Raw genomic sequence first — 21,128 nt, forward strand, 5'->3', positions numbered from 1 at the left:
GGCATCAACTGATGCCGAGAGCTTTACGCAGCGCGGATTCGAGCCCGTCGCCGTTCAGTGCAAGGTTTGGGTGACCGCCCTCATCGGGGATGACCAGAGTGGCCTTATCCTCGGAGGTCTGTGCGCCCCTAAAAGCAATGAGTGCGTCCGCAGCAGCCTCGAGCTCCTCCTGCGTACTGCCCGAAAGCAAGCCGGCAGGAACACCCTTCGCCGCTGCAACCTCGGCGCGCGTCTTCCCGGACTTCAGATCCGCGTTCTCGCGCTCAAGAGCCGCCAGCCGTTCCGCTGTGCGCTCCGCTTCGGTCTTGTTCGCTTCCTCAAGCGCCGCCAGACGCTTCGCCGCCTCCTCGTTTTCGGTAGCGCGTCCAAGGTTCTCCTTGGCTCGCGTTTCCCACTTACGGGCTTCGGCTTTCCAGTCCGTTTCCTTTGCGGAATCGGCTTCAACGTCATTGGTGGTCTCTGCGGGTGCTTCACTCATTGCTGTTCTCCCATGCGGGTTTCCCTCGGCCGTGCGGCGTCGGTGGATCTATCGGAATGCCCATGCGGGCGATGATCCCACCAAGACGGCGGGAAGTTTGCGTTAGTCGATGCCCACGCCGGCGGCATAAGCGCGCTCATAGCGGGACAAGTCGTAACCTTCCGGGAGGTCATCTATCGACCGGCCCGGGAGAATCGTGCAGTTACAGTCGTCGTGCCACGAGTTCGATTCACCAGCAGCGGCAGCCGTCGCATACACAAAACCGCGCGAGGCCAACATCGTGCAAAACGCACAGGTCGCCCCGGCGGGAACCCGCGCAAATCCTGTCGGCACCGGATCGGTTGAGGCGGACCGGAACACCGTTTCCCGACCTGACTGCAACACCAGACGCTGCGTAGCCCCAGCCAGAGCGGCAAGAGCCTGGGCAGGCTTCGGCTCGTCAGCGAACAACGGACCAACCGCCCACCGCGCCGCGCCCTCTGCCTGCTCCGCCGCCGGGGGTGCAGCAAGAACAGCGCGGTACCGAGCCGACGACGGGGGCACATCCCGCAGCTCGTCGTAGAAATCAGCAGCCAACAGCGCCGCAGCATCCCCGTAAGCGGCGATCAGTTCAGGGAAGAATTCCAGCAGAGCGTCCCGGACCAACGCCGGGTTGCCCGCTAGATTCAATGCCCCCCAAAACGAGCTGAGGTCGTTACGCGCCAACTCCACTAGGTCCAGGTTGTTCGACCGGAACGAGGCCACCTGCTGCGCTGTCGCCACTTGCCGCCCCATTCCTTATCTGCTGCGCGGCGGCGACAAGGCCCGTTAGGCGGCTACCTGCCTGCTGTCGACGCTGATCAGCTTGGAAGCGCGTGATCTGCTCGCGCGTAAACCCAGCCATCTCAAGGCCAACCTCAGACGTGCCGAGACCATCAATGACCGCCGCCCGCTTCACGAACGCATCCGCCTGAGCAGAAGGCGAAACAACAGCAGGATCCGTGAACTGAGCCGACAGGCGACGCAGTTCGGCAGGGACGGACGTGAGCCCATCGCGCAACATCACCGCAAGATTCATGGCATCAACCGCACCCTGCGCCCAGACCGTGTTCGCATCACGCGTTTTCGTGATCAGCGATTCCTTGGCCGCAAAAATGGCATCGGCAGACGAGGGGTTTGACGCGTCAGCGAACTTCACCTCGAGGTCTTGGTCATCCGCAAACTGCGCCTGCCACATACGCAGCTGGTCAGTGTGCGGTTGCGGAGACGCGCCAGTGAACCTGTGCAGGTCCGGCTTATCCTCGCCATCCTCAAAGTCGAGAGCCTTCATGCGGCCCATGACCGCCGACCACTTGTCGTCACCAACGAACTTCTGAACATCCGCGCCGAACAGGTAGTACTCCGGCGCGGAATAGAACTCAGCCGACACCTCAGCGCGGACAATGGTTCGCAACGCAGCATCGGCGTAGTACATCGCCGATCGGGTGATACGCGAGTGCCCGAAAGGCCGCTTCAGCTCAGGCGAGAACACCAGCGGCGACACCGAAACGACGCCGAGCGGGTTACGGCGGATGTCGGCAGACCACCCGCGCGAGTTGCGCGACAGAGTGACGACCTTCTCGGGGGTGTGCATGATCAAAACCGCGGGGCGGTTCGTGTCGTCCACACTCACGATGGACAAGAAGCCACGGATGCGCCGGCGACGGAGATCCCACACCGCGGCAGAATCATCAGCGGCACGGGGAAGTAGCAGCACCTCGGGTTCACCCGACTGCACATCACCGCTCGTCACAGTCAGGAAGGAGCACCCGTGGACAGCCGAAGACACCTTTGCCTGCGGGAACTCCATCAGGAAGCGGTTGTCATACGCGATCTCCTCGACACCAAACGGGTTTTCGTCTGCACCAGGGAGAACGAAACCCTGAAACTTTGACCGATCAGTGACAGCGTGGACGCCCTTAGCGATCCACCCCAGAGAAGCGTTCACGCCGCGCATCTGAGGCGGCAAAGAAATGCCGAAGTCCTTGAGGGCAGCTTCGCCGTCGTAGTACACCGACCGCGTAAGGTTCGTGGGGCGTTTCTGATCCCAGACGTGGATCAATTCAGCAAGCAAGCTCGCGTCGGAAGCGTTCAGAGCCATCTGTGCGCCGGAATCGATCACAAAATCACTCCCCTCTTCTCGTTTACGTCACGCGGTTTGCGTTTGCTGGTTCGTGCGCCCCACAAGGCCAACGAAATGGCCTCCACGGGTGTCTCGTCGCCATCAACAGTCGTGGCCATCCACCCGCCCCGCTTATCCCGGTCGACAACGGCAACCGACTCATCAAGCACCTGCTGCCCATCGGACAACAGGTGCGTCATCGTTTTCGCCTCAACCGAATCAGCGAGCATCGCGCACGCCTGCAAATACTGGGGGGTCGAAACAACCCGGATGCGCTTCTCGTTCACCTTGCGCTCGAGCAACAACTGCTTGAGAACGCCAGCACCAGCCGCACCACCGATGACGATGCCGCCACAGCGACGCCACCGCGCCACCCCGCTGCTGTCCTTCTCGCAGAACCAATCCGCAAGAGGAGCAAGACCCCCACGCTCGTCCACGCCAAGACCGGTCTTGTCGATCAGCTCAACGTGCACCTCGTCGTCACCGTGCGCCTGACCGCCCGCCACGGACACCCGAAGGCCGTCCATGGAGAACGCGACACCGAACGACGGAACACCCACAGGAGCAGCCTTCACGCCCCGCTCGGCCCACACCAGCTCGGAGAACGCCCGTCGACCCTGGCCCAAATCTGAGAGCCAGATGCCTAGGCGGTCCTGCGCAAACTCTTCCTTCGTGTACGACTCGAACTCGCCCTGAACAATCTCGTGATTGATGCGAGTGTTCCAGGCCGGGTTAGCTTGCCAACGGGTCAGCGTCGAGGCCGGGTTGAAGTCGTCAGCGGACGGATCCGCGCCCCACTCGGCCCAAGCAGCCGCCGTCGAAACACCGTCAATCGCTGCGGTACGGATCGACTCGAAAACCTCTCCGTCGTCTTCGCGCGTAGGCGGCGTACCCAACAGCCACACCTGCGGGTTGGGCATTGCCGACATCGTGGAGTTGATAGACACCCATGCGGACCGCTTTAGACGCTGCGCCTCATCGAGCAACAGGCAATCGGACGAGAAACCACGACCGCCAGCGTTGGTGCGCGCCTTGAACTGCACCGACGCCCCGTTGCGGAACTTGACCGCTTCGCGGTTCAGCGCATTCATAATCCCGTTGGGCTTCACCCGATCCATTAGCCAGCCGTTGCCGTCAGCCTCAAGGATCTCGATCAGCTTCCCGAACGCTTCACGCGCCGTGTCCTGCTGGTGAGCCGAAATGACAATCTTCTGCTCACCGAACAACAGCACGCCGGCCAACGCTCGAGCAACCAGCAGTTGCGACTTCCCGTTCTGCCGGGGGACAGAGACGCCCACACGCTTAGCGGCCCAAGTCGCGTCAGAACGTTCGCCCATCGACGCCTCGAGGATGAGTTCCTGCCAGCCATCCAACTCGATACCAGCGCGAGCAGATAGGTCAGCAACGTCTTCCCAGGAGTTAGCCCGCGCCCCCGACGGCTTTACCAGGACGCGCGGTGGAGCCTCCCCGAGCAGACCTACGGCGAGCGATCTCGTCAACCGGATCACCAACCTTCTCGGACTTCGACTCCAACTCCGCAATCGTCACATCCAAGGCCCGCCACTGGTTCATCAGCGGCGCACGTTTGTCCGGATCCGACTCCATAACCGAGTCCCACATCACGCTTCGAGCCGCCTTCAAATCATCAAGACGAGCCATCTGCGCGCCTCCCGAACCGATCTGACAATCTCTGTGTGAATGTTGGCCTATAGCTGTGGGGGTGCCTTCAGGGGGCAGGGGAGGGGCGTAGGCCCGGGGTGGCCGGCGTGTTTAGTCGGCTGCACGAGGTGGTGCTGCCACACGTCCGCGTGAGACCTGCAGAATGGGTGCTATTGGACTCGGCGGTTGGTCACCATATGGGCGAGGCTTGAACCTTAGGTGCTTCGTCTTCCTTGCCCGCTTGCAATGCATGCCATTTGGTTCGCGCTTCGGCAAGCGTCATTGTTGACTTCCACTGATTGTGGACCCTGTGCATTAGGTGAGTGTTGCTGCGAAGATAAGGTGACCCGCCTCGAGCGCGAGGCACGTCTTCGTCCACCTCGCCACGCATTGGATGAGGTATACATCCAGTGCAGGCCGTGCTTACGCAGCGCGGCCCGTGCGCGTCTGACGTCATGGTGAGTGACGGGTCGACAGGTTGGTCACACAGCGCGCAGTTGCGTTCCTCGGCTTTGACTCGCTTGACTAGTTCGCGGCGTCGGTGGCCGTTGGCGTTCTGCGAGGGTGCGGGCATTTCACTGCACTCCGTTGTGTAATGTCAGCGCTCCCGGGGTGGCTGCGTCGAGGCATGCCGGGTGGGCCATGTTGATGCCCCTGGGTTAGCTGCGGTGTCCTCGCCAGGGGTGGGTCTTCGGGATGCGGACGCGCTTCCACTTCACCTTGACCTCATCGCTCGTGACGATGGGGCGGCCCTGTTCATCGTTCTGGACATAGGCGACCTTGATGTACCGGCCGTTGATGCGGCGGGCATGTTCGTCGAGGACGTAGGTCTTGTGCCGGACGATGTCAAGCACTCGGTCATAGTCTTCGGTGCCGCGGCGGATGAGGTGGTCGCGGTCCCATCGGGCAGCGGCGATCATCTCGGGGGTGACGCGGACCGTTGCGTAGCTGGCAGCCATCAGCGAGCCAACGCAACGTCAGAGCGCTTCGCCGGGGCGGACCATCCGAAGAGGTCCCGGAAGAATCCGGTGACGCCGTCGACGATTCGTTTGCTGGCGATGCGGGCATTACGCTGCCTGATCGGGTCGAACCCGCGTTCCTTGCAGAGGCGGTCGTAGATCGGTGCGGTCATGCTTCCACCGGCTCGGGGTCCCCGTACGTGGTGGTCTTCTGCACGGTGGCGAGTACGACGTCGGGCTCGAGCATGGCGGCCCTCATGTTGCTCTCGATGCGGTGGAGTTCGTTGATGGCTTCGTCTTGTTCGACGACGTAGGAGCTGATTGCTTTGCCGTCGCGTGCGACGGTGTAGACGGTTTCGATGATTGGGTCGGCCATGTGGTCAGCTCCGATCTTCGTTCACCATGCTGCGGTCGCGATCATGTTGATGGCCCCGTATGCGATGACACCGACGAGGATGATGGCGAGCACGATGCCGAGTGTCTGCCATGCGAGTTCACGCTTGGTCATGGTCGCTCCCCGCATCGCGCACATCTAATGATGTAGTTCAGGTTCTCTAGATGCTGAGCTTCGACACGTGACCCGACTCGTATGCCGCTCATCTCGTGCCTGTATCGCCATTGATGCCACCCGGTCCAGCAGAGGATGCGTCTCAGCATTTAGTCCCTGTCCTCGATCGGTTGCTCGAACACGGCGTCGATGGCTGCGATCAACGCGGCGGGTGGGTGCAGGTGAATCTCTGGTCTGCGGTTGGTGCGTGTGCGGTGTGCACTGAGCTCGTCGTCCATGACGTTCTCGCTTAGGGGTTGAGGGTGAAGCCTGTCCGGACTTATGTTGGCAGCTGCCGGGTCTCCGGGTTCCGCGTGTCACCAGCGGGTTACCTCGGGCTCGGCAGCCAAGTGTCAGTCGCCGTTGCTCTCGGCGCATTGGAGGCAAAACGAAAGCTGGCCGGCGTCACCGTTCACGCCATCGTCGCTGATGGCGGTTACGTTGATGGCGGTTTTGGAGCAGCCGTGCTCGTCGCACCAGTCTTCGGTGACACGCGGGACGCTGGGCATCATGTAGATGTACATGCCACCCTCCCATCTGATCGCGTGGCGTGGTCCTCGTTGAGCCGTAACCCGAATACGTCTCAACGAGAAGAGGATCCCTGACTCAACGTCGCAGTTGTGTGTTGCGTGCGGCCAGACTTCGCAGCGTGTGCGTTGGTGGCGGCGGTGCGGTGTTGTTTTGACCGACGGGTCAGGGAAGTTGTTGGGGTGGGCTCAGGCCGGATTCGAACCGACGACGTCTCCGTTATGTGGGAGCGCTCATTGCCTCAAGCGACTGAGCCCAGTACCGCGGTTGTTGTCGCAGGCGCGGTGTGCTGCGGGTGCTAGGTCACCGTCCTCGCGGGGCTGGCGCTTGACCTGATGTCCGACGGCAGTTCTGAAATCTGGCAACTTCGCTAAGGGATGCTTCTGTTCAGCCGATAGCGGAAGTCATGTGGTGGACAAACTCAAAGCGCATCGACGACCTTGAAGCCGCGATCGCCGACCTCCAGAAGAAAATTGAGCCGCCGACGCATGCGGGCTTGGTCGGGACCAAGCCCGTAACCACGAAGACTCGGTGGGGCGCACTGGGCACGGTCGTCGTCTTCGCGGTGGTCTTCGGCTTCATCATGTACGTCAGCATCGTTTTGGGTCCTGGTAAAGACAATCCAAAGGAAGCGGTCGCTTTGGGCGGTGCGTTCGGTGTTGGCGTCTCAGTGGTCGCTTCGAATGTCACGGCCTTGCTCAACGAGTGGGAGCGACCGCGAGACGCTGGCTTCGAAAGCTGGATGAACATGATCGCTTTCGGCGCTGGCTTGGTCGGTGCCGCGCTCGTGCTCATCAGCGTCTTATAGGGGAACTACTAGCGGAGCTGCCTCGCATAGGCGCTTTGCCGTCTCGCATTGAGCGCCCCGGCAGATTCGAACTGCCGACCCTCGAGGTAGAAGCTCGTTGCTCTTCCGCTGAGCTAGGGGCGCGGAGTACCAGTCGGGGCCGGGCTGGTACAAGTAATGCCCGCCGGTTCCCCGGGCGGGCATGCGATGTCACGGACATCTTAACCGACGGATGAACAGGCGCGCAAGTACGCGAATCACATGAAGTCGGAACGAGGAGACTGTGGGGCAACCGCAGCCTCCTCGTTCCGCTTCTAGACCTCGGTGTCTGCCAGGGGAGCCGGTTCCGCTCCCACGGGCCGTCGCATATTCGTGGTGAGGCGCTGCACCTGCTTGCCCCGCCAGATGTCCCGGACCTCGCTCGCACGTACGAACACGGTGCCACCCTTCGTGTGCGTGCCCAGACCGTCCTCCCGGATGTAACGGTTCAGCGTCTGCGACGTCAGGCGCATCTCGGCGATGGCCTGCTTCTTGGTCCACCACTCAGCGGGCTCCGGAGCTTCCTCAACGCGGATGTCGCCGAAGACCAGCGACCGCATGTCATGGTCCTTCGTGAGTGCTTTGGCGTTGCTCTCGAAGGCGCAGTAGCCGCAAACGAGCACGATGTCGGCGGCTTCACCACCATGCACCTCGCCGCGACGCTCGATCACCATCTTCGGTTCGCTGCACACCGGGCACTCGCGAGGGAGGGTCGGCCTGGCTCGCGGTCCACGCATCGGGAACCGCGCCTGCAGCTGCCCCAGCATGTCTTCGACCGCAATGAGGTAGTCGCCGGCGTCGGGCTGCCGACGGATCGAGTCGTGGTGCAGCAGCAGCCACGTCGTCAGCGTGCGCGTGAGGCCCCACGCACCCAGTGGCGTGACCGTCGACCGGAACCCCTGGGGGCCACCGTCAGTCGTCCAGGCGTACGTCGCAGTGACGGGTGGCTGGATGTGCAGAGCGTCGGACCAGTAGCGCACCCAGTTGAGTAGGTGCGCGTAGACCCGGTCAGACGCCTCGAGGGGGTCGACCCGGATGGGGAAGGGAGCCTCGCTGCTCGACGCGCGAGGCTGCCCGTCCGACGGCTGTGCCCCGCCGGGGACGACGAGCCCGCGGATGTGGGCAACGTGGTCCGCGGCGTTGGTGAGCTTCGCCCGGACGTAGGAAGCGGTGACGGCGACGTCGATTGAGTCGTCATCAGTTGCGGTAGCGGTGTCGAGGGAGACATCGGTGTTCAAGGGAGCTCCTTAAGGGTGCTACGACGAGCGCTTCGGTGTTGAAGCGCTCGCCGTGGGGGAGGTGGGGGTCAGGCGGGCATCCACGGCATCTCGCCGGCAATGCCGCGGCGGAGGCGGTGGGGCCAGTCGCGGGGGTCGCGGTCGCCTCGCCAGCGGACGACGGTGACCATCGAGTCGTCGTCTTCGAGGGTGCGGAGCCCCAGGCCGAACTCGGGCCAGCCGAGGAGCGCGGCGGAGCCGCGGGGGCGTAGGTCGCGTTCGCCGCCGAGGGACTTGCCGTGTCCGGCGTGCGCTTCCATGAGCATCGCGACGCCGCGTTCTCGGAATCCGTCGAGCGCGACGATGAGCGGGGCTGCGTCGTCGTCGTTGTTGATGGCCTGGGGGACGAGCTTGTACAGCGGGCCGATGAGGAGCATGTCGGGCTGGTGACGGTCGATGAGCCGGTGGACCTGGTCGACGTCGGCCTGCCGGGTGAGGTCGAGCCGGATGCCCGCCGAGATGAGCACCTGTCGGCCGGGGTCGACGCGGCCGTACGTGCGGGCCATGTTCGCGACGTAGCGGGTGTTCCGGGACCACTGCAGGACGGTGTTCTCGGCGTCGATCGCGAGGACGCGGACCGGTTCGATCTGGCGGCCGTCGAACGGGTGCAGTCCGGACGCCGCGGCGATCGCGACCTGGCGGGTGAAGTAGCTCTTCCCGGACCCCTCGGAGCCGGTGAGGACGAGCCGGTCGCGACGCTCGAGCAGGCCGGGGATGAGCCAGTTCTGGGAGTCGGGCACGGCGAGGACTTCGTCGAGGTACAGCGGCTGCAGGACGGCCGCGCCGACTGCGGACCTGCGCCGGCGCACCTCGTCCTTCACCTCGAGGCGTTCCATCTCGTACGCGACCTGGCGCTCGAAGTCCTCGTTCACCGGCTCCGGCTCGACCTCGGGCTCCGGCAGGCGGGCCAGGCGGAACTCCTGCCAGGTGTGGCCGGCAGCGATGTGGTCCGCTGCGTCCTTCCCGACGATCGGTTCGAGGACGACGACTTCCGACTTCCCGTCGAGGAGTTCCCGGACCTGCAGCGCGTGCTTCATGCCGGGCTCGTCCATGTCGCGGACCAGGAGCACCTTCTTGCCGTGCAGCGGCGCGAGGTCGAACATCGCCGCCTTGCCAGCGCCCATCGCCGTGCAGACAGCGACGAGGCCCAGCGATTCGAGTGCGTGGACGTCCTTCTCGCCCTCGGCCATCCACACCGGGTCTGTCTGACCAACCCGCTCGACGCGGTACAGGTCCCGGCCCTTCGTGTTGCCGGACTGCCGGAACCGCTTGTCGGGGGACCGGTGTACGACCCGGCCGTCGTGGTACTTGTACTCGACGCCCTTCTGCTCGTCGAACAGGTCCTGCATGGACAGGTTGAGCTCGGCGAGGACGTCCGGGGTGGGGTCTGAGTGCGAGTGGATGAGGGTCTGCCCCTCGACCGAACGGATCGACACCGACCGGTCCTTCGCCGAGTGCCCGGGGGCTTGCGCCTCGGCCGCCTCGTTGCCGCGCATCTGCACGATGAGGCCCCGGTCGTGGAACGCGCCGACGACTCGGTCGAATGATGCCCTACCCATCGGTCTCCTTCCCGACCTCGCCGTACTCGTCCGCGGTGAACGAGCCGGTCACGTACATCAGCCGCTCGCGCAGCTGGTTGGCTTCCTGGCGGTGCTCGGCGGCGCGGGCAAGGGCTTCGTCCCGCTGCCGGCGGAGCTCAGCCCGCGTCGTCATGGCTCGCCTCAAGCACCCCGCCCGGTGCGGAGTACTCGGAGTCGTTCTCGATCGCGTCGACCGCCCACCGTTGCCCTGCCGGCGGCAGCGGGTGCGGTCCACGGGCTTCCCTGGTCCGAGCGAGGCGGATCCGCTTCTGCCGCTGCAGGTGGCCCGGCTCGAGGTAGACGCCGGGGTTGTCGCGGCGGAACTCGTTCATCAGGTCCGCGGCCTCGTCGTACGACATGTCCGGCAGCGTCTCCGCCCAGACGGACGCGGCGAGGTCGGTGACCTTCCGGTTATCGACTGCTGACGCCCGCGCCAACAGTTTGAATGCTTCCTGCTGATCCATCGTTGCCTCCGTACTTCCGCTGGTAGTCGAGTGCGGCCTGTTCCGCGTTGGTGAGTGAGCGCGGCTGCTGTTCCATCCGCTGTCTGCGTTCGGCGAGGGCGCGGGTCTTGAGGGTGTCGAACTTCTCGCGGAGCTTCGGCATCGACAGGATGTTCCCCTGCCAGAACTCGTCGGTCTGTGACCAGCGCATGACCCACTCGACTTGCTCGCGGGTGTACCCGTCGAGCCGCATGAGTCGGTCGCCAGCGGACCACCAGGTGACGCCCACGGTGCCGACCTTGTTCCCGTTCGCACGGATGAGCTCTGCGAGCAGATCGCAGAGGTAGATCACGTCGTCGGAGAACGCTCCCTGGTCGGTCGCGGCAGCGTCCGACGGAGAACCTTCTTGTACTTCTTCTTGTAGTTTCTTGATAGAGGAAGGATTCCCCGAATTCGGGGCTTCCTGTCCCCGATTCCGGGGCTTCCTGTCCCCGAATTCGGGGGATCGATTCCCCGAATTCGGGGAATCGGGGGAGCCGGCACGAACGAGCGGTCGCCAGGACTTCGTGTGATCCCAGTTCCCGCCGATGCGGTGCTCGACACTCTCGACGAATCCGCCGTCCCGGAGGTCCTTCGTGGCTCGGTCGACCTGCTTCTCGGACAGTCCGACTTCCTCGCCGATCTGTGCGCTGGACGCCGGCCACCAGGCCACTTCGTTCTCGTCGATGTGGCGCTGACCGCCGTCGTTGCAGCGGAAATGGATCCGCGCCCAGACGAGCGCCTGATTCGCGCCGCCCAACCGCTTCACCAAGGCCGCCCGGACGATGATGAAGTCGGACGCGGTGACTTCCTCCTGCGGCACCCCCGTCACACCGCCGCCTCCGCCCGGATGGCCCGTGCGAGCATCGTCGCGACGGCGGGCAGCTGCCGGTTCACGTCGGCGTGCTGTAGCCGCCCCTGCTGCCCGTACACGGCCAGCCGGAGGACGTTCTGCAGCTGCAGGAGGATGCCAAACGACACCCCCAGGACGTTGTCCGGGTTCGGGTGCGCCGGCGAGCGCTGCCGGTCTGTGCGCTCGACGACGTGGTCGAGGGTCGAGGAGACTGCGAGGTGATGGGTCACGCGGCATCACCCTCGCCCTTCGCCCGAAGTGCGTCGGCTGCGGATTCAGCGGCCGCCTTCGCTGCACGCCCTTCGGCGTTCGAGAAGGCCAGGTCGATCGAGTACCCGAGTACCGCCTGTACGGACTCCTTCGTGTCGAAGCGCGGCCAAATGTCCATCTGCACGTGCGGACCGATCGCGATCCCGTAGAAGACCGGGGTGTCGTCGTCGTAGCGGTAGAGCTCGGGTGCCGTCTCGCGAGTGGGTACCCAGTTGCGGTCCGGCTTGTCGTACCCGAGCGCTTCGCAGACGAGCAACGCGAGTGCGCGGTCAGCGGAGTCGAGGAGCGCGATTTCGACGGCGTCCTCGGGCATGTTTCGCATGCCGATCAGGCCGTCCAGGGAGTCGCCGATGCGGTCGTGCGCCCGGAGGTACGCGCCCTTGATCGCGTCGAGCGGGGTGTTCGGGGTGGTGTCGATGGGGTTGGTGTTGATGCTCACGGGGTGTCTCCGTCCGTGTAGGTGATGCCGAGGGGGAGGCCCTGCCGGATCGCGGCTGCCTTCGTGGTGAGGGATGCGGCGAGCGCATCAGCGGTGTCCGGGCTGAGGGTGAGGGTGTGGCCGTCGCAGTCGAAGCCGTTACCGCGGAATGAGCCGCGGAGAGGGGTGAGATCGATGACGACGACGGGCGGGTCATCCTCGAACTGCTCGGACGTGACAGGCAGGGTCATCGGGTGTCTGCCTTCACGGTGCCGACGAGCAGACCGAACGCGTTCACGCCGTACTCGGTAGTGGCCTTGTTGATCTCCGCCTCGGCGTTCTCCTCGGGCGTCTGGCAGGAGGGGCAGAGGTACCCGACCACCACGCCCCGCTTGACGGTGGCGTTCCAACCGTTGTCGGCGTTCGGGTTCCGGTTCCGTCGACGGCATCGATCGCAGCGCACGAGGTGGTTGCCGGGGCCGTTGGTCTTGAACGTCTCACTCTTCGGCATCAGCGAGTCACCTTCGCGCCCTTGCCGTTCAGGACGGCCGCGTAGGCCGACGCCTTCTTGTACGCGTCCGTGAGAGCGAGGAAGGAGTCGGGGGTGAGCGCGAAGTCGTCGGAGACCTCGGTGTAGACGGACCACTCGCTGTCCTGCTCGTCGAACCAGGCGACGTCGATGGTCCACCCGTCGCCCTCAGCGTGGTCGGCGTGGTGGTACCCCGGCATCGCGGTGGTGCCGGTCATGGTGTCGATGTGCTTCGTCCCGTCGCAGCCGAGTGTCGGGCACGGGCGAGGCGGGTCCTTCATCAGGCGGCAGATGGCCTCGGTGACCTTCCCGACGTAGCTCCGAGCCGGGTTGAACAGGCCGTCCTCGACCTTCGCGAGGTATGCGGTCGACGTGCCAGCCATTGCGGCGACGAGCGGCTGGGAGACGTTGTGACTGGTGCGCAGGTGCTTGAGGGAAGCGCCAGCGCGGTTCTTGTTGACGGTCATGCGTTCACCTCGGAAGGGTTGTCGAGCAGCATCTGCAGCTCGAGCTCAATGAGCGGGTCAGGTGCGTCGACGTACAGAGCGGTGCGCCACATGCGCTCACCCGTTCGGGAGTGCTGTGACTCGCGCCCCTCGGAAGGGAGGTCGTATGGGAGCGTTCGGGGGAGCAGGACGCGCCAGGCATCGCATGCGACCCACTCGCCATCGGTTGCGCCAAGCCCGACGATGATTTCGATACGTCGTGAGTCGGGGTAGATCTGGATTTCTCCGACCCAGCGGATGACTTCGCCGCCGTGGACCGTTGGTGTGACCTTCGTGACAGTGGCGCGCCGAACGGTGATCGGGAAGCTGGTGGCGCTCCGGAGTCCCGCAGTACCGATAGTCATGCGCTGACCGCCTGAGTCTCGAGACGGAACACGAAATCGAACGACAGGTCCGCGTAGTTCGGGACGATGCCTCCGAGGACGTACGTGCCGATGACGGTGAAGACCAGTTCGACGGGCTCGCCTTCGTCCCATCCCCACTGGTAGCCGACCTGCGGGTTGAGCCCCAGGTGCCCGGGTGCGTTCGAGTCGATCCGTTCGGCGCGCAGCTGGTCCGCCATATGCGGGTTGTTCAGGCGCTGCTCGAGGATGACGCTGTACCGCTCCCCGATTGCGGGGGTGCGTCCGCGGCGGGCGTCGACCCACATCATCGGAAGTTCGATCGTGCCGGTGCCGTACTGCGTGACGATGGTGTTGCTGTCAGTGGTGGGCTGTGCGAGCATGGTCATTGGTTGTTCTCCTAGAACGATTTGGCCCCGGGCGTTCCAGCGCTGACGGGGCCTTAACTTTTGGTCTGTGAGGGTCAGAGGGCGGACGGCAGGAACATGGCGGCGAGGACTGCGGCGAAGAACGCGGTTGCGCTCAGCCATTCCTTAAGTGCGTGCATGGGTGCTCCTTCCACGGCGAGCGCCGTCGGTTCGGGGGAGAGGGGACGGACGCCGGCGTAGGGGAACGCCGGCGTCCTGGTGCTTGCCATCGGGTGCCGATCCCGATGTGCCCCCGCCGCCGCTTGTGCGTCGACTCCTGGGGACGGGCTGTCGCAGCAGTTCGACACCCGGCGTGGTGCGCTCGTGGTGGTGCCCCGTCGCTGCGACGGAAGTGTGTGTCTTGCTGTGTTGCCACGCTGTTGAGTTCTGAAGGTGCGAGTGCGGCGAGGGCGTGCCCCTGTGGGGGCTGCTTCCAGGCGCACCGACCAGCGCCGTCCGTGCGGCGCGTTCAATCGGAAGATGCGGGGGAGCGGCTAGGAGCGCTCGGAGAGGCTGGCCGCGTGGCGGTCGAGATCCTCCTTGCGGAACTTGATCCGCTTCGTGTCACCGACGGGGATCAGTTCGCCCTTTGCTCGGAGGTCGTCGATGTCCCGAAGTGAGCAGCTGAGGTAGTACGCGGCTAGCTCGCGTGTGAAGAGGGCCGGGGCGAACTCGATTCGGAAGTTGGCTCCGACCGTCATGCGGCAGCCCCTCCGGCGTTCTCAACGAGGACTGGGAACGAGATGGCTTCGAAGGAGACACCAAGGGCATCCGCGAGGCGTCGTAGCACTGCCGGCGACGGTTGTCTCGAGCCGTTCTCTAGCTTGGTGAGGTAACCCGGGTCGAGCTCTGCCCGTTTGGCGAACTGCCCGTGGCGGAGGCCGGACAGCTCGCGGATCGTCCGGAGGGCCGTCCCGTTGAGTCGTCGTGTCTGCATGTGTCCAATCTAGGCAAGAGGGATAGAAAGCGCAAGCATGGCAAGGATAAGTTTGGCAAGTCCCCGAACTGGCGCGGTTCTGGCCTTGCAACAGTTGTCCATCGTTGCCTAGCCTCGGGGGGTGATCATCACGTGGACGGAACTCAAGGACGCTCGAGCGCTGAAGGGCTGGACCCAGCAGCAGCTGGCCGATGCGGTCGGGGTTCACCAGAAGACGATCGTGAACTGGGAGTCGAAAGGGGTGCCACCGAAGGCTGCTTACAAGGTGCAGCGAGTGCTGGGCGATGAGCTCGAGTACGTCGAGCATGTCGGTAGCGGCCAGAGCACGCTTACGCTCGACGAGTACCGGGATATCAAGGAGCAGATTCGATCACAAGACGAGGAGCGCGAGGAGACTCGTGACGCTGCCGATCGGGATGGTGAGGATGCTGCGTGGAGCACCCAGGAGACCGCCAACTTCGAAGCCCTGCAGCTCGAGGAACAGCAGGCCGCGTACGACGCTCGGGTTGCGCTGCAGGACACTCTTGCTCAGTTCGACACCGTGACTCTCTTGAAAGAGGTCGAGCGCCGCGTCAGGCGTCTGCAGGCTGAGGCTCGGGATCAGATGAGTGATCGCTCGCGTCGGACGGACGGCTAGTCGGATCCATCTGCGCAACCAGCGCGGCTTGCGCGATGTCGGCGTCGCTGCATCCGTACTGTCGTGCCAGCTCGATGTAGTGACTCAAGACTCGCTTGTCGTTAGCCAGGTCGGCGGTGGCTCGCTGGATGTAGTCGAGGGCCGCTGTTCCCCTTGTAGGGTTCACGTCAGGTTCTCCTTATCTGTCGAGTGGGACGAGCCAAGAAGCGGTCCGGCGTTAGCGCACCGGGCCGCTTCGCTCGTTCAGTCTGTTGTCGAGTGGATGAGGCGAGTGTGGACCCTTGTGGAGAGAGCGACAAGCGGCTCTGTGGATAACTCTGTGGATCGGCAGCGTGGCGCGCCGGGAGGGTGTGTGGACAACTGTGGACGGGGCTGTGGAGACATGTGGAAAGAATGCGCCCGTACGCTGCTCTGATCAGCCTTTTCCTTCTTCCACAGATTGTGTGGAGAACTGAGGTTCAAGTAAGCATTGAAGGTTAGCGAGAAAGAGTCTGCAATAGCTCGCTATCGCCGCGTCGGACCCCACGGGCTCCAGGCCCCCAGATACGGCTGTAGATCTTGCGCGGACGGCGCAGGGAATGTGGGGTTAGCGAGTGCCCGGAAGGAGTCAAGCCGGTTTGCCACTCGCTCGCCCGTTGCGATCCACACCTGCAGGGCTTCGTCAGATCCGTCGTCGCGTCGCTGGAGCTCATCGACGAACGCGCGCACCTCCTGATGCCGACGCCGCGCCGATGCCTGTTCCAGTAGCAGCGCCTCCTCCTGCGCCGCGCGGAAGAGCACGCGAGCCTGAGCCATCGCTGCCTCCCGATCTCGCTCTTTTCGCTCAGCGATCGCGTCGGCGCGCTGCCGAACGGCCCGAGCCTCGAGTCGCGATACCTCGACGAAGCGGAAGACCTCGCCTAAACGGTCTTCGATGCTCAGCGACTTAGTGTCTGACCACTTGCGGCCATCGAAGCTGAATCCAGGCCGAGCGGCTCGCACCTCGAGGGGCCGCGACTCGCAAGCGCCTTCGCTGTGATGCGGTGTGCGTAGTCAACCCTCGGGGTACGCGTCGCGAGGAGCCCCGTTCGCCACCCAGCGAAGCACGCTGATCTGCTTGTCGTTCAGATGGTCTGCTGCCCGGCCCATGCGATGCATTGTGGCCGATCGTCGACGCGGGCGTCGAGGGAGTCGCCCGATCCTTTCGGCCGAGGGTGCTCGAGGTTCTGAAGGGATGACCTCACAGCTGGTGGCCTTTGACGAGTCGTTCGTGTCTACCCGGTAAGTTGAGGGCACCATCACGGCGAGGGGCCGTGCCAAAACATTGGAGGCAGCCTTGCCCGCTTTCCCAAAAGATGACTTGTACGAGAACGTGAACGAGATCGCAGACCGGGAGGGCCTGATCTGGGACGGTCACTACGGAAGCCCCTACGACGTCAACGAATTGATCCCGAAAGAGCTGCGCGACGACAGGCTGAGCAGCGACCGTGGTCACTTTGGCGCGCTCTTCGATCACACCAAGCGCTTCAAGCCACGGGGCTCAGGCGCGAAGAAGCCAGTGCTCGCGATCTCGTCTCCCTACGCCTTCGACGAGGACGACCTCCGGCCCCTGGCTGCGGAGTTCGCTGAGCGATTCGGCCTTGAGTACCGATTCAACGACCCTCGAGATCGAGTCTATGTGGCCGAGGGAACCATCCCGATCACGTTCTGGCGAGCAGACTTGCACGACTTCGTCGGCTGATCCGGGTCTACTGGAACCTGCATCGTGGCGAACTAAGCGCCTGAACCGTGATGACTGCCCTCCGCGCCCGCTTCCCCCGGAAGTAGTCGGAAGCCCGCCATCGCGTCGTTCAGCTCGCCTCGTAGACGCTCAACGATTCGCTTCTTGGACGGCTCAAGAACGTCAAGCGCCTCATAGGCCACGGCTGAAACGCGTCCCAGGCGGCGGAGCAGCACTCGTCGATCCTCAACATCGGCAGATCGGGCTGTTCCAATCCAATCGCGAAGGCGGTTGAGCTCGGGTAGGACGCGAGTCTCGAAGATCGCCTGCACCTCCTCGGGAGGCTGCCAGTGGGACTCCCCGGTGACCCAGGCCGCGGTCCAACGTCCCTCCTTCATCTCTTCGGCGTTCCTTGACTCGATCTCCTCGATGTACCGAGTGACCGGATGTGGGTACCGGTTCGCAGCGGCACGCGCGATGGTCGTCGTTGTGCTCCATGGCACGACGAGTCCGTCCGGGGCCTGGAAGTTCGGCTCCATGAGAAGCGTCTCCTCCTCGATGCCAAGAAAGCGGGCCGCAGCAGCGACGTCGAGTAGCTTGCTGGACCCCGAGACGTCCATGTTGAACTCGACCAGATCCATCGGCACGGTCTTCCAGAGAATGATCTCGACGCAGCGAAGATCGTCGCGGTCAGGTCTCGCGGACCGGACGGCGCGACGCGCCATGTCGGCGGCGACGTACTCGTCACGCTCGTCCCAGCGCACTTCGAGTCGGGACGTCGGAACCCACCGCCGCTCGCCCTGCCATTCGTCCGCAACGAGCTCCACCCGGACCTTCATCGGTTTCTTGTCGCCGACCGCCAGGACTTTGGCTTCGTGGAATCGTGCTGACGATGGACTGGTGCGATACGCCCATCGGTCTCCGACTGCGAGCTCTGATGCCTCTGCCACAGGATCAAGGATCGCTCATGCCCATCGCCAGCGGGTGCACTGATCGACGAGATCGTTCGGATCGATCCAGCGCGACGGGTCCGCCGGTGCATAGAACGTATGGACGCTGCTCGGGTTGTCTGCGCTCAGCCGCCACTTGACCTGCTCGCCGTCCTCGTACTCGAAGATGTAGTCCTGTTCGAGCTGGAACGGCAGGCCGTCGTAGTCGTCGAGCTGGTGCCAGGTGTCGGCCTGGCCGCTTCGTTCTTCGCCAAGTGCCAGGATCGCGTACGCGATTGCCGCGAGACCAGGGCCCGTTTCTTCGGCAGCCTTCGCAAGGTGCTCGGCCTTGGCCCTGTAGCTGTCCATCGCTCTCCTTGGAATGCTGCAAGCACGAAGGCCCCCTCTGACCGAGGGGGCCTTCGTGTAGTCAGTGTCGCCGAAGCGTCAGGATGTTCCACACCGCGAAGGCGGTTGGGACGAAGGCCCACAGCGGCGAGGTACCGTCCTGCGCCACCCCTATCAGAACCAGAACAATCGCCACGAGAGCAACAAGGAGCAGCGCGACGCTCATCAGGTCGATGTGATCAAGCCAGTTGCGGCTACGACGCGCGTGGTGCGAGTGCATCTCCGTCATCTGTTCCTCGCCTCGTTCGCTCTGCGTTGACCAGGGACCAGTCTGTGGTGGTGCGCCCGTTCGTGATGGTACGCACTTCGCGGATCGTCACCTGGAAGATGTCGTTCTTGTGGAGAGAGGTGCCTTCGTCGAGCCCGCGGAGAAAATCCTCGTCTTCGATGGTAGCAAGCCGCGTTGCGGACGCGGTCTGCACGCGCCACTTCTGTCCAGGTCGGAAGTCAATGCTCTGCAGCTTAGCTTCAGCGGTGAAGGTCTCGACCTCTTCGGAGACCTCATCAACTTCGGCAGCAGCTTCGCGGTACTCGGATCGGGTGGCGACAGCATCAGGAGCCGCAGCCATCAGCTCGGCCGTCGGCTGATCGACCTCCCCGTCGCGCAACTCCATCCGGTCGGCTTCGTCGCTGAGAGGAGCCATCATCTTGCGCAGGGCGGTACGGGTTGGGCGTTTCATCGTGTTCAGTCGCTGCCACACGGACCGGGGGACTTCGTTGACTCCGGAGCCGGGCCACTGCAGCTTGACGTTGCCGTTGTCGAGATACTCGATGTCGGTCGGCTCGTCCCCACGCAGTTTCTTGAGCCCGATGTCGAACGCCTTCGTAACGACGCCGCCCACAGTGCCCGAGATGGCGGCGGCGGCGTCCGGGTTCTCCGCAGCCCACTGGATAAGAGCTTCCACGACAAAGGACCCCTCCTTGACCGGGCGCACACGGACCTCGGGTGGCATGCCATCGCCGAAGAGCCCCTGCTTCGCCATGTCGCTAGTGAACTCGACGAGCCCCTGCAAGACGTCGGCGACTTCCGCGGCGTTGATGGCGTGCACGGAGTTCGTCTCGTCAGCGAAGCGAAGCTGCAACACGCCGTCCCGGATCTCGCCGTACTTCTCCGCGTGAGTCGCGCTGTCGTCAACCATTTCCACCCCTCCTGGTGCGACCGTCGCACAAACCCTGTCAACCTACCCAGCGCCGAGGTCTAGTGCCTACCCCTCAAGCAGGGGGCCTCAGTGTGCGAGAGCGAAGTGTTCCCCGAGCTTGTCCATCGCCTCGCGAGCCGCGGCGGACGACACGTGCTGGTACCGACGTGTCACAGCCTCGGACTGGTGGCCGACGATCTCACCGATGATCTTCGCGTCGACGCCGAGCTCCATCAGGACAGTCGCCGTCGTGTGGCGCGCCCAGTGCGTCGTCGGGACGGGGGAGCCGGGCTTGCGGTCCTCGTCAGCGATGATGCCCGCCTCAAAGAGGATGTCGCGCCAAGTCTGCTCATCCTCGCCCCACAGGTACGGTTCGCCGTTCGGCTTCCGCCAGATCAGTCCGTAGGGGTTCGGCCGGTCGGCGGTCTTGATGAGGTAGCGGCGGAGCGCTTCGGCGAGCGCCGGCATCAGCGGCACGTATCGCGGTTTGCCGGACTTCGGTCGGATGAGGCAGAGGCGTCCGTTCAGCTGCTGGTACTCGAAACCGTCCGGGATGCGGAGCCGTCGGTTCGAGCAGGAGCCGGCGCGCTTCTTCGCGCAGCGCCACGTGCCGTCGTCGAGGTGGCCGCATCCGTGCTCGAAGGGCACCTCGGACAGCGCCCACTCGACATCGATCGTCGGCTGTTCGGAGTCGAGGTCGAGGGATTCGAGCCGCGCGCCGATCCGCTCACCTTGACGCAGCCCACTTAGGAGGGCGACCCACCAACGGGTTCCGTCGTCGTGCTCGGCGGCGATCTTGAGGACCGCGAGGGCTGCTTCGGTACTGAGCGCTCCGCGGTTCGACTCGCCCTGCACGGGTGCGTTGACGTCCTCGCAGACGTTCCGCGCGGCGATCCCCTCGACTCGCGCGGACTCGAGCATGAGCGACAGCACCTGGTACGCCTTCCGCGACGTCGACGACGAGCGGCCGGCGTCAGCAACGGCTTTGGTCATGATGCGCACGTCAGACGGCTTGAGGAAGGCCACCTTCTTCGCGCCGATCGTTGGGACGATCCAGTTGCGCGTGACGGACTCGTAGGAGAGCAGCGTGTTCGGCTTGAGGTTCGGCTTCCCGACTGTCTCAAGCCAGTGGGTCGCCCATTTGTCGACAGTGGTCTTCGTGTCGAGTGCGGTGCCGTGCTGCTGGATCTGCTTCTTGATCGTATCGAGCTTGCGGCGCGCACCCTCCTTGGTCTTCGACGTCACCACGCGTTGGCGACGGCGGCCGTCGGGGTGGAAACCGTCGTCAATGACGCCCCGGTAGAGCTTGCCGCCGCGGATGGCGTAGAGCCCTCCATCGCCGGAATCTCGCTTCCTCGGCACTGTTCCTCCAGGTACACACATCAGTACACACACATAACCGCAACCATGTGTTTGCAGTTGCACTTCTCGATGGTAGCCCGATCCGCATAGGTACGGGGATCCGCCCGCCAACTTCGGCGCTCGTCGAGTGCCCCCAGTCTACCGCTCCTATTCACTCGTAATGAATAGGTCGTCGGTTCGATTCCGACAGGCGGCTCCACCAGAACCCCGGTCAGCC

At 64.2% G+C, this 21,128-nt stretch carries 31 protein-coding genes and 3 tRNA genes; 4 read left to right on the top strand and 30 right to left on the bottom strand.

The genetic code is table 11. The features are described 5' to 3' along the window. Nucleotides 1-4: 4 nt before the first annotated feature. From ITJ56_RS04135 to ITJ56_RS04175, 9 genes are all read right to left on the bottom strand, one after another. Entirely contained in the window at nucleotides 5-478 is a 474-nt protein-coding gene (locus tag ITJ56_RS04135; RefSeq protein ID WP_194627925.1) for a hypothetical protein, read from the bottom strand. A gap of 102 nt (nucleotides 479-580) precedes the next feature. After that, nucleotides 581-1,240, bottom strand: a complete 660-nt coding sequence (locus ITJ56_RS04140; RefSeq protein WP_194627927.1) for a hypothetical protein — start codon at nucleotides 1,238-1,240, stop codon at nucleotides 581-583. Beyond that, nucleotides 1,173-2,618, bottom strand: a complete 1,446-nt coding sequence (locus ITJ56_RS18830; RefSeq protein ID WP_194627929.1) for a phage portal protein — start codon at nucleotides 2,616-2,618, stop codon at nucleotides 1,173-1,175. The genes ITJ56_RS04140 and ITJ56_RS18830 overlap by 68 nt, the downstream gene beginning before the upstream one ends. Beyond that, nucleotides 2,615-4,126 carry a terminase large subunit gene (locus ITJ56_RS04150; RefSeq protein WP_194627931.1) on the bottom strand — a complete coding sequence of 504 codons (1,512 nt, stop codon included), beginning with the start codon at nucleotides 4,124-4,126 and terminating at the stop codon, nucleotides 2,615-2,617. The genes ITJ56_RS18830 and ITJ56_RS04150 overlap by 4 nt, the downstream gene beginning before the upstream one ends. Before the next feature lie 810 nt (nucleotides 4,127-4,936). Next, nucleotides 4,937-5,236, bottom strand: a complete 300-nt coding sequence (locus ITJ56_RS04155; protein WP_194627933.1) for a hypothetical protein — start codon at nucleotides 5,234-5,236, stop codon at nucleotides 4,937-4,939. Next, a complete protein-coding gene (locus ITJ56_RS04160) occupies nucleotides 5,236-5,409 on the bottom strand; it encodes a hypothetical protein (protein ID WP_194627935.1) in 174 nt (57 codons plus the stop codon). Before ITJ56_RS04160 ends, ITJ56_RS04155 begins: the two co-directional genes overlap by 1 nt. Then, complete coding sequence (locus tag ITJ56_RS04165) at nucleotides 5,406-5,612, bottom strand: hypothetical protein (protein WP_194627937.1); 207 nt, start codon at nucleotides 5,610-5,612, stop codon at nucleotides 5,406-5,408. The genes ITJ56_RS04160 and ITJ56_RS04165 overlap by 4 nt, the downstream gene beginning before the upstream one ends. Before the next feature lie 524 nt (nucleotides 5,613-6,136). Further along, nucleotides 6,137-6,307 (bottom strand): hypothetical protein, encoded by a 171-nt coding sequence (locus ITJ56_RS04170; RefSeq protein WP_194627939.1) that lies wholly within the window; start codon nucleotides 6,305-6,307, stop codon nucleotides 6,137-6,139. A gap of 188 nt (nucleotides 6,308-6,495) precedes the next feature. Continuing rightward, nucleotides 6,496-6,567, bottom strand: a tRNA-OTHER gene (locus ITJ56_RS04175). A gap of 150 nt (nucleotides 6,568-6,717) precedes the next feature. Between ITJ56_RS04175 and ITJ56_RS04180 the strand changes: the two genes are divergently transcribed. After that, nucleotides 6,718-7,119, top strand: coding sequence for a hypothetical protein (locus tag ITJ56_RS04180; RefSeq protein WP_194627941.1), 402 nt, complete (start codon nucleotides 6,718-6,720; stop codon nucleotides 7,117-7,119). Between the two features lie 51 nt (nucleotides 7,120-7,170). On the opposite strand, the gene ITJ56_RS04185 is transcribed toward ITJ56_RS04180, so the two are convergent. The 16 genes from ITJ56_RS04185 to ITJ56_RS04260 all read right to left on the bottom strand — a co-directional run bounded on the left by ITJ56_RS04185 (nucleotide 7,171) and on the right by ITJ56_RS04260 (nucleotide 14,737). Further along, nucleotides 7,171-7,242 (bottom strand) — tRNA-Arg (locus ITJ56_RS04185). A 170-nt stretch (nucleotides 7,243-7,412) separates the two neighbouring features. Next, complete coding sequence (locus tag ITJ56_RS04190; RefSeq protein ID WP_194627943.1) at nucleotides 7,413-8,375, bottom strand: hypothetical protein; 963 nt, start codon at nucleotides 8,373-8,375, stop codon at nucleotides 7,413-7,415. A 68-nt stretch (nucleotides 8,376-8,443) separates the two neighbouring features. After that, complete coding sequence (locus tag ITJ56_RS04195; RefSeq protein ID WP_194627945.1) at nucleotides 8,444-9,973, bottom strand: AAA family ATPase; 1,530 nt, start codon at nucleotides 9,971-9,973, stop codon at nucleotides 8,444-8,446. Next, on the bottom strand, nucleotides 9,966-10,127 hold the full coding sequence (locus tag ITJ56_RS04200; RefSeq protein ID WP_194627947.1) for a hypothetical protein: 162 nt from the start codon (nucleotides 10,125-10,127) through the stop codon (nucleotides 9,966-9,968). The genes ITJ56_RS04195 and ITJ56_RS04200 overlap by 8 nt, the downstream gene beginning before the upstream one ends. Continuing rightward, nucleotides 10,111-10,458 (bottom strand): hypothetical protein, encoded by a 348-nt coding sequence (locus ITJ56_RS04205; RefSeq protein WP_194627949.1) that lies wholly within the window; start codon nucleotides 10,456-10,458, stop codon nucleotides 10,111-10,113. Before ITJ56_RS04205 ends, ITJ56_RS04200 begins: the two co-directional genes overlap by 17 nt. Next, nucleotides 10,406-11,308 carry a hypothetical protein gene (locus ITJ56_RS04210; protein ID WP_194627951.1) on the bottom strand — a complete coding sequence of 301 codons (903 nt, stop codon included), beginning with the start codon at nucleotides 11,306-11,308 and terminating at the stop codon, nucleotides 10,406-10,408. Before ITJ56_RS04210 ends, ITJ56_RS04205 begins: the two co-directional genes overlap by 53 nt. Continuing rightward, entirely contained in the window at nucleotides 11,305-11,559 is a 255-nt protein-coding gene (locus ITJ56_RS04215) for a hypothetical protein (RefSeq protein ID WP_194627953.1), read from the bottom strand. The genes ITJ56_RS04210 and ITJ56_RS04215 overlap by 4 nt, the downstream gene beginning before the upstream one ends. Then, complete coding sequence (locus tag ITJ56_RS04220) at nucleotides 11,556-12,038, bottom strand: hypothetical protein (protein WP_194627954.1); 483 nt, start codon at nucleotides 12,036-12,038, stop codon at nucleotides 11,556-11,558. Before ITJ56_RS04220 ends, ITJ56_RS04215 begins: the two co-directional genes overlap by 4 nt. After that, the gene (locus ITJ56_RS04225; RefSeq protein WP_194627956.1) at nucleotides 12,035-12,268 is read right to left on the bottom strand and encodes a hypothetical protein; all 234 of its coding nucleotides are present in this window, start codon (nucleotides 12,266-12,268) and stop codon (nucleotides 12,035-12,037) included. Before ITJ56_RS04225 ends, ITJ56_RS04220 begins: the two co-directional genes overlap by 4 nt. Then, complete coding sequence (locus ITJ56_RS04230) at nucleotides 12,265-12,528, bottom strand: hypothetical protein (protein WP_194627958.1); 264 nt, start codon at nucleotides 12,526-12,528, stop codon at nucleotides 12,265-12,267. The genes ITJ56_RS04225 and ITJ56_RS04230 overlap by 4 nt, the downstream gene beginning before the upstream one ends. Then, complete coding sequence (locus ITJ56_RS04235; protein WP_194627959.1) at nucleotides 12,528-13,013, bottom strand: helix-turn-helix domain-containing protein; 486 nt, start codon at nucleotides 13,011-13,013, stop codon at nucleotides 12,528-12,530. Before ITJ56_RS04235 ends, ITJ56_RS04230 begins: the two co-directional genes overlap by 1 nt. Then, a complete protein-coding gene (locus ITJ56_RS04240; protein WP_194627961.1) occupies nucleotides 13,010-13,396 on the bottom strand; it encodes a hypothetical protein in 387 nt (128 codons plus the stop codon). Before ITJ56_RS04240 ends, ITJ56_RS04235 begins: the two co-directional genes overlap by 4 nt. Further along, complete coding sequence (locus ITJ56_RS04245) at nucleotides 13,393-13,782, bottom strand: hypothetical protein (RefSeq protein ID WP_194627963.1); 390 nt, start codon at nucleotides 13,780-13,782, stop codon at nucleotides 13,393-13,395. The genes ITJ56_RS04240 and ITJ56_RS04245 overlap by 4 nt, the downstream gene beginning before the upstream one ends. A gap of 74 nt (nucleotides 13,783-13,856) precedes the next feature. Then, on the bottom strand, nucleotides 13,857-14,030 hold the full coding sequence (locus ITJ56_RS04250) for a hypothetical protein (protein WP_194627965.1): 174 nt from the start codon (nucleotides 14,028-14,030) through the stop codon (nucleotides 13,857-13,859). Nucleotides 14,031-14,294: 264 nt separating this feature from the next. Further along, nucleotides 14,295-14,501, bottom strand: a complete 207-nt coding sequence (locus tag ITJ56_RS04255; protein WP_194627967.1) for a helix-turn-helix domain-containing protein — start codon at nucleotides 14,499-14,501, stop codon at nucleotides 14,295-14,297. After that, nucleotides 14,498-14,737, bottom strand: a complete 240-nt coding sequence (locus ITJ56_RS04260; RefSeq protein WP_194627975.1) for a helix-turn-helix domain-containing protein — start codon at nucleotides 14,735-14,737, stop codon at nucleotides 14,498-14,500. The genes ITJ56_RS04255 and ITJ56_RS04260 overlap by 4 nt, the downstream gene beginning before the upstream one ends. A gap of 121 nt (nucleotides 14,738-14,858) precedes the next feature. Here ITJ56_RS04260 and ITJ56_RS04265 point away from each other — a divergent pair, with 121 nt between their 5' ends. Both ITJ56_RS04265 and ITJ56_RS04270 read left to right on the top strand, forming a co-directional pair. Continuing rightward, complete coding sequence (locus tag ITJ56_RS04265; RefSeq protein ID WP_194627977.1) at nucleotides 14,859-15,374, top strand: helix-turn-helix transcriptional regulator; 516 nt, start codon at nucleotides 14,859-14,861, stop codon at nucleotides 15,372-15,374. 1,351 nt (nucleotides 15,375-16,725) lie between these two features. Further along, nucleotides 16,726-17,094 (top strand): hypothetical protein, encoded by a 369-nt coding sequence (locus ITJ56_RS04270; protein WP_194627979.1) that lies wholly within the window; start codon nucleotides 16,726-16,728, stop codon nucleotides 17,092-17,094. Between the two features lie 32 nt (nucleotides 17,095-17,126). Here ITJ56_RS04270 and ITJ56_RS04275 read toward each other — a convergent pair whose 3' ends face one another. The 5 genes from ITJ56_RS04275 to ITJ56_RS04295 form a co-directional block, all read right to left on the bottom strand. After that, nucleotides 17,127-18,023 carry a hypothetical protein gene (locus ITJ56_RS04275; protein WP_194627982.1) on the bottom strand — a complete coding sequence of 299 codons (897 nt, stop codon included), beginning with the start codon at nucleotides 18,021-18,023 and terminating at the stop codon, nucleotides 17,127-17,129. 15 nt (nucleotides 18,024-18,038) lie between these two features. Then, nucleotides 18,039-18,371, bottom strand: coding sequence for a hypothetical protein (locus tag ITJ56_RS04280; RefSeq protein ID WP_194627984.1), 333 nt, complete (start codon nucleotides 18,369-18,371; stop codon nucleotides 18,039-18,041). Nucleotides 18,372-18,432: 61 nt separating this feature from the next. After that, entirely contained in the window at nucleotides 18,433-18,639 is a 207-nt protein-coding gene (locus tag ITJ56_RS04285; RefSeq protein WP_194627986.1) for a hypothetical protein, read from the bottom strand. After that, nucleotides 18,605-19,549, bottom strand: coding sequence for a hypothetical protein (locus tag ITJ56_RS04290; RefSeq protein WP_194627988.1), 945 nt, complete (start codon nucleotides 19,547-19,549; stop codon nucleotides 18,605-18,607). The genes ITJ56_RS04285 and ITJ56_RS04290 overlap by 35 nt, the downstream gene beginning before the upstream one ends. Before the next feature lie 87 nt (nucleotides 19,550-19,636). After that, entirely contained in the window at nucleotides 19,637-20,911 is a 1,275-nt protein-coding gene (locus tag ITJ56_RS04295) for a tyrosine-type recombinase/integrase (RefSeq protein WP_194627990.1), read from the bottom strand. A gap of 102 nt (nucleotides 20,912-21,013) precedes the next feature. Here ITJ56_RS04295 and ITJ56_RS04300 point away from each other — a divergent pair. Further along, a tRNA-Thr gene (locus ITJ56_RS04300) sits at nucleotides 21,014-21,110 on the top strand. The last annotated feature ends 18 nt before the right edge of the window (nucleotides 21,111-21,128 follow it).

Source organism: Curtobacterium sp. VKM Ac-1376 (assembly GCF_015351025.1).
Taxonomy (GTDB): Bacteria; Actinomycetota; Actinomycetes; order Actinomycetales; family Microbacteriaceae; genus Curtobacterium.